General features: G+C 70.6%; 6 protein-coding genes and 1 pseudogene. All 7 read right to left on the bottom strand.

Translation table 11 applies throughout. The annotated features are described in order from the left end of the window. Nucleotides 1-39: 39 nt before the first annotated feature. Nucleotides 40-1,779 carry an LpqB family beta-propeller domain-containing protein gene (locus tag G6019_RS10075; RefSeq protein ID WP_182612907.1) on the bottom strand — a complete coding sequence of 580 codons (1,740 nt, stop codon included), beginning with the start codon at nucleotides 1,777-1,779 and terminating at the stop codon, nucleotides 40-42. Beyond that, on the bottom strand, nucleotides 1,776-3,503 hold the full coding sequence (gene mtrB, locus G6019_RS10070; RefSeq protein ID WP_107755936.1) for an MtrAB system histidine kinase MtrB: 1,728 nt from the start codon (nucleotides 3,501-3,503) through the stop codon (nucleotides 1,776-1,778). Before mtrB ends, G6019_RS10075 begins: the two co-directional genes overlap by 4 nt. Next, nucleotides 3,500-4,180, bottom strand: coding sequence for an MtrAB system response regulator MtrA (gene mtrA / locus G6019_RS10065; RefSeq protein ID WP_107755935.1), 681 nt, complete (start codon nucleotides 4,178-4,180; stop codon nucleotides 3,500-3,502). The genes mtrB and mtrA overlap by 4 nt, the downstream gene beginning before the upstream one ends. Before the next feature lie 103 nt (nucleotides 4,181-4,283). Then, entirely contained in the window at nucleotides 4,284-4,922 is a 639-nt protein-coding gene (locus G6019_RS10060; RefSeq protein ID WP_107755934.1) for a dTMP kinase, read from the bottom strand. A gap of 11 nt (nucleotides 4,923-4,933) precedes the next feature. After that, on the bottom strand, nucleotides 4,934-6,400 hold the full coding sequence (gene ahcY / locus G6019_RS10055; RefSeq protein ID WP_107755933.1) for an adenosylhomocysteinase: 1,467 nt from the start codon (nucleotides 6,398-6,400) through the stop codon (nucleotides 4,934-4,936). A 60-nt stretch (nucleotides 6,401-6,460) separates the two neighbouring features. Beyond that, nucleotides 6,461-7,702 carry a mannose-6-phosphate isomerase, class I gene (gene manA, locus G6019_RS10050; RefSeq protein ID WP_107755932.1) on the bottom strand — a complete coding sequence of 414 codons (1,242 nt, stop codon included), beginning with the start codon at nucleotides 7,700-7,702 and terminating at the stop codon, nucleotides 6,461-6,463. Nucleotides 7,703-7,706: 4 nt separating this feature from the next. Next, nucleotides 7,707-8,098, bottom strand: a pseudogene (locus G6019_RS10045) (hypothetical protein); the annotation flags it as partial.

The following is an 8,098-nucleotide window of genomic DNA, read 5'->3' as shown; positions in this document are numbered from 1 at the left end:
TGGGCGCCCGCGTCTCCCGTCGGCCCCCGCCGGCACTCGTCAGCCCGCGACGACCGGGTCCGCCCGGATGGCGGCCAGTCCGTTGATCTCCCGCCAGTAGCGGTCCCCGGTCTCGGCCACCGTGTCGAGCCTCAGCAGGGACCTCTGGTCCACCACGTACACCTCGCGGCCCGCGGCGGCGACCGCCGTGACGGGTCCGGCGATGTTGCGCTGGGACAGCGGCGTGGTCATCGCGCCGTCGACGGTGATCGTGGTGACGGGTACCTCAGTGGTGTTCTGACCGATCACGACCGTCGAGCGGTCCCGCCACGCCACGACGGCGGCCGTCTCCCCCAACGCCCTGCCGATCTGCCGGAACGTCCCGGCGAGCGGCTGCCCGGTCTCCGCGGAGAGGGCGCCGATGAACACCTTGCCGTCGACCACCACCGCCAGCTGCGCCCCGGACGGATCGATCCTCAGACCGGTGAACCGGGAGCCCAGGGCGCGGAGCGGGGCGCCGTCCATCTCCTGGACGGACGGGGCCTGCACCCCGATGCCCACCCGCACCAGCCTCGTGTCGTCGACCATCACCCAGGCGCGCCCGTCCACGGGGTGGAAGGTCGGCCCGGTGAGGGTCCGGGCGACAAGGGCTTCGTCGGGCTCGCCGTCGACCGCGCCGATGAGCAACCGCTGGGGCGCCGCGGGGTCCTCGCCGGCGATGACCGCCAGCGCTTCCCCGTCGTGCGACAGGGTCGCATTCCGTCCCCCGCGGACCTGCGACCACGGGCCGCCCGCCGGTCTGGCGCCGGAGGCGTCCAATCTCACCAGGCCGTCGGCGGCGGTGAGCGCGTAGCGCATCGGTTCGACCGGCGGATACGGGTCGAACGTCCGTACGTCCTCCGTCGTCCACCCGTCGACGAAGCGTTCGTCGAGCGGCGCGCCGTCGCGTTCGAGCCGGTACGGCCCGGGAACGTCCGCGCGGGCCAGGGTCCACACGACCTGCGCGGCGAACTGCGTGGTGGCCTGGCTGCTCAGCACCGGCAGGCCCGTGAAGTCGATGGCGGTCCCGGCTCCCTGCTGCCCATCGGCGGAATCGTCGGGGCGAACCGAGACCGATGCCGGGATCCGGGACAGGACGGCGGACTCGAGGCCCGGTCGGGGCCCGGTGGCGAGCAGGTTGACCAGCGAGAACTCCAGATCGGTCCGGTCCGCGGCGGTCCACCGCGTGTCCGGTACCAGCGAGTCACCGGATCCGGAGAGGAAGAACAGGTCGCGCTGGGCGTAGGTGGAGACGAACTCGGTCCGCTCGATCACGACACCCGGGGGAAGCCGGTCGATCCGCCACTGGCCGTCCTGCCGGGCCAGGCCGATCGTCACCTCGAGTTGCCCGACGTCCTCCCTGAAGATGCCACCGGGGTCGAGCGACCCGACCTTCTCGGCGCGCAGGGTGTACTCCGCCCGGTCGGCGCCGCGGCCGCCCTCGGCGCTGAGATCTGCCCGCAGGACGATGGTGGTCTCCGCCGAATCGTCCCAGGTGTCCGCCGCCTCCGGGGTGAGGAACTGCCGGGCCGCGGCGTGGCGCTGGTCCGCGATCGCCGCGGCCTTGAGGAAGTCGCGGACCAGGAGGTCCGGTTCCTGGTCGGGAACCGGGGTGGGGACGGCCAGCCCGGCACCGGACGGAGAGAAGGTGTCGATGACCTGGGGGGATGACGACGAGGGCAGGGTCGCGCAGCCGGTCGCGGCCAGCACGGTGGCGCAGATCGTCGCGATCGCGACGAGGAAGGCCCGGCTGCGGCTCACGAACGGACCTCCTCGGAACCGGGGACACGCGCCAGGGGCGTCGGGGACCCGGTCCGCACCAGCCGCGCCTCGTCCTCCGGCGTCAGCGGCAGCGGGCTCGAGGTGAGGGTGCCGCCGTGCCGACGGGGAATGGTCAGGCGGAAGCACGACCCCTCGCCCGGGCTCCCCCAGCAGTCCAGACGACCGCCGTGGAGCTTGGCGTCCTCGAGCGCGATCGCCAGACCGAGCCCGGTCCCGCCCGACCGACGGACCCGTGACGGATCGGCGCGCCAGAAGCGGTTGAACACCAGCGACTCCTCGCCGGGCTTGAGCCCCACCCCGTGGTCGCGGACCGAGACCGCGAGGGCCGCCTCCGACCCCCGGAGAGTCACCCGCACCGGCTTGGACTCAGAGTGGTCGAGGGCGTTGGCGATGAGGTTGCGCAGGATGCGCTCGACCCGACGGGAGTCCACCTCGGCCATCACCGGTTCGGACGGCATGTCCAGCTCCACCTGCACTCCCGCGGACTCCGCGATGTGCGACACGGTGGACACCGCGTCCTCGACCGCCCCCCGGACGTCCAACGATGCCACCGACAGTTCCGCCATACCGGCGTCGTGGCGGGAGACCTCGAGGAGGTCGGTGAGCAGGCTCTCGAAACGGTCGAGCTCGGACTCCAGCAACTCCACCGCGCGCTTGGTCGGGGGATCCAGGTCCCCGGCCGAGTCGGAGATGATGTCGGCCGCCATCCTGACCGTGGTCAGCGGAGTACGCAGCTCGTGGGAGACGTCCGAGGTGAACCGCTTCTGCAGGTCCCCGAACTCCTCCAACTGAGTGATCTGATCGGACAGGCTCTGCGCCATGTCGTTGAACGCCATGGCCAGTCGGGCGACATCGTCCTCTCCCCGGATCACCATCCGTTCCTTGAGGTGGCCGTTGGCGAACCGCTGCGCGATCGACGCCGCCTGGCGGACCGGGAGCACCACCTGTCGGGCGACCATCCACGCGATCGCCGCACTGAGGACGATGATCGCCAGGCCCGCGGTCGCGACGATCCCGCGCATGATCCCGAGGGTCTGTTCCTCGGCGATGAGCGGGTAGACCAGGTAGAGCTCGAGACCGGGGATCGAGGAGTCCGTGGGGGTGCCGATGATGAGCGCCGAGGTCTCCTCGTCGCGGAACACGACCGGCTCGATCTTCTGCGCCACGAGTCCCCGCTGCACCAGCGCCTGGAGATCCGCCGGCACCCGCGCGTCGGCCGGGCTGACGACCTGCCCGCGGCCGGTCTGGTCGGGGACCACCAGGATCGGCTCGAAGGTCCCCGCGTGGACGGATTCACCCTCCGCGGCGATTCCCCGTTCCCCCAGGGCGCTTCGCGCCTGGTCGAGACGGGACTGCTCGCTCGTCCCCTCGTCGGTCGCGGCGATCTGCGCCTCGACGGTGACCCGTAGCCTGCCCGTCTGCTCGACCGCGGCGTCCAGCTTGGTGGAGAGCAACTGGGCGGCCATCTGGCTCTGCAGCATGAACGCGATCGTGAGGATCACCCCCATGGACAGCGCCAGGGTGGAGGTGACCACCCTGAGCTGGAGGGAACGCCGCCACATCCGGGCGATCCGCATCCCCAGGACCGTGAGATCCAGGTCCCGGAGTCGCTCTCTGAGCGTCGGCGACGAGTCGGCCACGTCCCTGGTGTCGCGCTCGTCGCCGGAGGACGCCGACGCGTCGTCCGTGCGACGGTCGATCACGAGACCGGACCGGCCTTGTACCCGACGCCGCGAACGGTGAGGACGACCTCGGGGTTCTCCGGGTCCTTCTCGATCTTGGCCCGCAGGCGCTGGACGTGGACGTTGACCAGCCGGGTGTCGGCCGAATGGCGGTAGCCCCACACGTGTTCGAGGAGGACCTCGCGGGTGAAGACCTGGCGGGGCTTTCGCGCGAGCTCCACGAGCAGGTCGAATTCGAGCGGGGTGAGCGGGATGGGGGTCCCGTCCCGCGTCACGGTGTGGGCGGGCACGTCGATGCTCACGTCCCCGATGTGCAGGAGTTCGCTCGGCTCGTCCTCGCCGCGACGCAGCCGCGCCCGGATGCGGGCCACCAGTTCCTTGGGCTTGAACGGCTTCATGATGTAGTCGTCGGCCCCGGACTCGAGTCCCAGGACCACGTCCACGGTGTCGGTCTTGGCCGTGAGCATGACGATCGGCACCCGTGACTCACCGCGGATGTCCCGACACACGTCGATCCCGCTCCGGCCCGGGAGCATGAGGTCCAGCAGGACCAGATCGGGCTGGACCGCACGGAAGGTCTCGATGGCCTGGACGCCGTCGCCCACGACCTCGGTCTCGAACCCCTCGCCCCGCAGGACGATGGTGAGCATCTCTGCCAGGGCGGCGTCGTCGTCGACGACGAGGATCTTCGGGGTCATTGTCACCACTTGTGTCGGCGTGTATGTCGGCATGCGTTCATGAAGACCTTACCCGTCCCGTGCGCGCGGGACGGGCCCACGCCTCGGCTCGGGGCCCGACAGCTCAGTGTCCGACCACCACGTCGGCCAACCGTCGCACATCGGGGTCGACGCCCGACACCTGCCAGGGCGAGCGCCATCCGGTGCTGGCCAGTCGACGGTAGATCTCCCCGGTCGCGGTCTGGAGAGCGGCGTCCCTCTCATAGCGGTCCCGGGTCCGACCCGGGTCCGCCGTCTCCCTGGATCCCGCCCTCTCGGCCGCCAGCGCGACAGGGGTGTCGAGCAGGATCTGCAGGTCCGGTGTGGGCAACCCGAGTCGGTCGAACTCGAGCTCACCGATCCAGCGGAGAACCTCGTCCTGCCTGCCGGGGCCGAGCCGGGCCGCCGTGTACGCGGCGTTGGACGCCACGTAGCGGTCGAGCAAGACAACGTCGTGAGAGCCGATCAGGTCGCGCAGCTCACCCAGCGCCGCGTGCCGGTCCAGGGCGAACAGCAGGGCCATCGCGTGCGGCGAGTCGGCGGCGCCGGCCTGACCGCCGTGCAGGGCGTCCGCGGCCAGGTCGGCGTGCAGGGTCCCGTACCGGGGGAAGGCGAGCCGACCGACCGACACACCCCGGTCGGTGAGCTCACCGACCAGAGCGGTCGTCAGGGTGTTCTTGCCCGCACCGTCGAGCCCCTCGACGACGACCAGTCGCGCGACCACCGGTCTGCGGGTCAGTACCGGTAGTGGTCGGGCTTGTACGGGCCCTCGACGTCCACACCGATGTACTCGGCCTGGTCCTTGGCCAGCGTGGTGAGGGATCCACCGAGGGCCTCGACGTGCAGTCGCGCGACCTTCTCGTCGAGGATCTTGGGCAGCAGGTGGACCCCGACCGGGTACTGGTCGGCGTTGCTGAACAGCTCGATCTGGGCGATCACCTGGTCGGAGAAGCTGTTGGACATGACGAACGAGGGATGGCCGGTGGCGTTGCCGAGGTTGAGCAGACGGCCCTCGGACAGCACGATGATCGAGCGGCCGTCATCATCGAAGACGAACTCGTCGACCTGGGGCTTGATGTTGATGCGCGTGACGCCCTCGGCGGACTCCAGTCCGGCCATGTCGATCTCGTTGTCGAAGTGGCCGATGTTGCCCAGGATCGCCTTGTTCTTCATCCGCGTCATGTGGTCGAAGGTGATGATGTCCTTGTTGCCGGTGGCGGTGATGATGATGTCGGCCGACTCGATGGCCTCGTCGACCGTCACCACGTCGAAGCCGTCCATGAGCGCCTGCAGCGCGTTGATCGGGTCGATCTCGGTGACCTGGACGCGCGCGCCCTGACCGGCCAGGGCCTCGGCGCATCCCTTGCCCACGTCGCCGTACCCGCAGACCAGGGCCTTCTTGCCGCCGATGAGGGCGTCGGTGCCGCGGTTGATGCCGTCCAGCAGCGAGTGGCGGGTGCCGTATTTGTTGTCGAACTTGCTCTTGGTCACCGCGTCGTTGACGTTGATCGCGGGGAACGGCAGCACCCCCTCGGAGTGGAAGTGGTACAGGCGGTGCACGCCGGTGGTGGTCTCCTCGGTCACGCCCTGGACGGATTCGGCGATGGCCGTGTACTTGCCCGGGTGGGCCGGCACGGACTCGCGCAGCAGAGCGTGGAAGACCTTCTCCTCCGCGGACCAGGCGGGGTCGTCCGACGGCACGGCCCCGGCCTGCTCGAACTCCTTGCCCTTGATCACGAGCATGGTGGCGTCGCCGCCGTCGTCGAGGATCATGTTGGGATCGGCGCCCGGCCAGGTCATGATCTGTTCGGTGCACCACCAGTACTCGGTGAGCGTCTCGCCCTTCCACGCGAACACCGGCACGCCCGACGGGGCCTCGGGGGTTCCCTCCGGGCCCACGACGACGGCGGCGGCCGCCTCGTCCTGGGTGGAGAAGATGTTGCACGAGGCCCACCGGACCTCCGCGCCGAGCGCGGTCAGGGTCTCGATCAGCACCGCCGTCTGCACCGTCATGTGGATCGACCCGGCGATCCGTGCGCCGGCCAGCGGCTGCTGCTCCCCGTACTCCTCCCGCAGCGCCATCAGACCGGGCATCTCGTGTTCGGCCAGACGGATCTGCTTGCGGCCCGCCTCCGCCAGCGACAGATCCGCCACCTTGAACTCGAGACCGTTGACGGACTGCACCTGCAGATCAGCGGACATGTGTGCGACCAGCTCCTCGTGATTCGTGGAAAGACTCCCGCACCACAGTAGCGGGGCGCTCTACCGGTGCGGCGTCCCCGTCGCCGGATCTCCGACACGGGTGCGGAAGACGGTCGCCCCGTCCACGGCCTCCAGCACGACCTCCGGAGTCGAGGCGGGCACCCACACCGCGTGGCCGGGCCCCAGTGTCTCCGTGGTCCCGTTCTCCGCCACGCGCACTCGCCCGGAGGTGCACAACAGGATCTCCGGCCCGTCTGTGGGATAGCCGACGGGACCGGAGGCGGCGGGGAGCTCGATGCGCGAGAGCGCGAAGTCCGGCTCCGGCGTGGGGTAGTCCATCTCCCCCGGTATCCCGCGGTCTGCCCGGACCGGGCGGACCGTGGGGTCCACCAGCGGGTCGAACGCGAGCACGCGCATCAGCTCCGGGACGTCGACGTGCTTGGGCGTCAGCCCCCCGCGCAGGACGTTGTCCGAGTTGGCCATCACCTCCACCCCCACCCCGCGGAGATAGGCGTGGAGCTGACCTGGTCCCAGGTACACGGCCTCCCCCGGGAGGAGCACCACCCTGTTGAGCAGCAGGGCACCCAGGACCCCCGGGTCCGTGGGGTAGCGCTCGGCCAGTTCCACCACGGTCGTGGCCTCGTGCGACCACCGCCCGGCGACGCCTTCCACCGTGAGGTAGTCGACGGCCCCGGTGACGAGGTCCGCCACCACCGTCGCCAGCGCAGAGTGCGGCATCGTCACAAAGGTCGTGAATACGGCGCGCAGGCCCTCGGCGTCCGGCTGTCCGTCCAACATCGCGCGGTAGGGGCGCAGCGCGGAGACGTCCAACGCGTCCAACAACTCCACGGTCCGGGCCACGGGACGGAATCCCACCAGCGCGTGGAACTCGGTCAGGGCCACCAGGATCTCGGGCTTGTGGTTGGTGTCGCGGTAGTTGCGATCCGGTGCGTGCAGGGCGATCCCCCGCGCGTCCTCCGCGGCGAACCCCTCTCTCGCCCGCTCCGGGGACGGATGTGCCTGCAGCGAGAGCGCCTGCTCGGCGGACAGGAGTTTGACGAGGAACGGCAACCCTCCGCCGTGCTGCGCGGCCACCCGGGCACCGAGTTCACCCTCGGGGTCTGCGGCGATCCGTGCGTCCAACCCCCGCCCGTCCGCGCAGAGCGACGAGCCGGAGTCGTGGGCACCGAACCAGTGCTCGGCGACCGGGTGCGGTGCCGGGGAGAGCGTCCCGCACAACTCGGGGAGCGCGGTCCGGGATCCCCACGCGTACGCCTGGACGACCGGGCTGAGAGCCACCACGGGTCTAGAGCCCCCCCACCAGGTAATACGCGGCGGAGAGCTCTGTCCGTGCCATGAGCGCGGCCACCCTTCCGCTCAACGGGGCCGGTGCGGCGCCGAGCGTGTCCCGACCGCGATCGGAGATCCACTCGACGTCCACGAGCGGACCCGCGGTCACGCGGACGAACTCCTCGTCCGCGCTCAACACCATACCGAGGTGTCGGATCGTCCTGTGCTCGCGCTCACCGTCCAACTCGTCATCGTGGAACAGACTCGCGAGGGGGTCCACGGCGGGCAGGCCTCGGGCACGCTCGGCCTGGGACCGGACCGCGTCCGCGACGGAGGAGGCCGCCGTGACCCTGCCGGCGTCGCAGAACGCCGCCACCGCACGGTCGCAGTACGCCGCCGAGACCGGAT

It is taken from the genome of Dietzia sp. DQ12-76 (assembly GCF_014145045.1).
Classification (GTDB): domain Bacteria; phylum Actinomycetota; class Actinomycetes; order Mycobacteriales; family Mycobacteriaceae; genus Dietzia.
The sequence above is the reverse complement of the archived record's forward strand: the minus strand, read 5'-3'. Positions and strand labels throughout refer to the sequence as shown.

Coding starts and splice junctions, on each gene's coding strand:
- mtrA (WP_107755935.1), bottom strand. CDS start 4,180: ATGACCCCGAAGATCCTCGTCGTCGACGACGACGCCGCCCTGGCAGAG.
- ahcY (WP_107755933.1), bottom strand. CDS start 6,400: ATGTCCGCTGATCTGCAGGTGCAGTCCGTCAACGGTCTCGAGTTCAAG.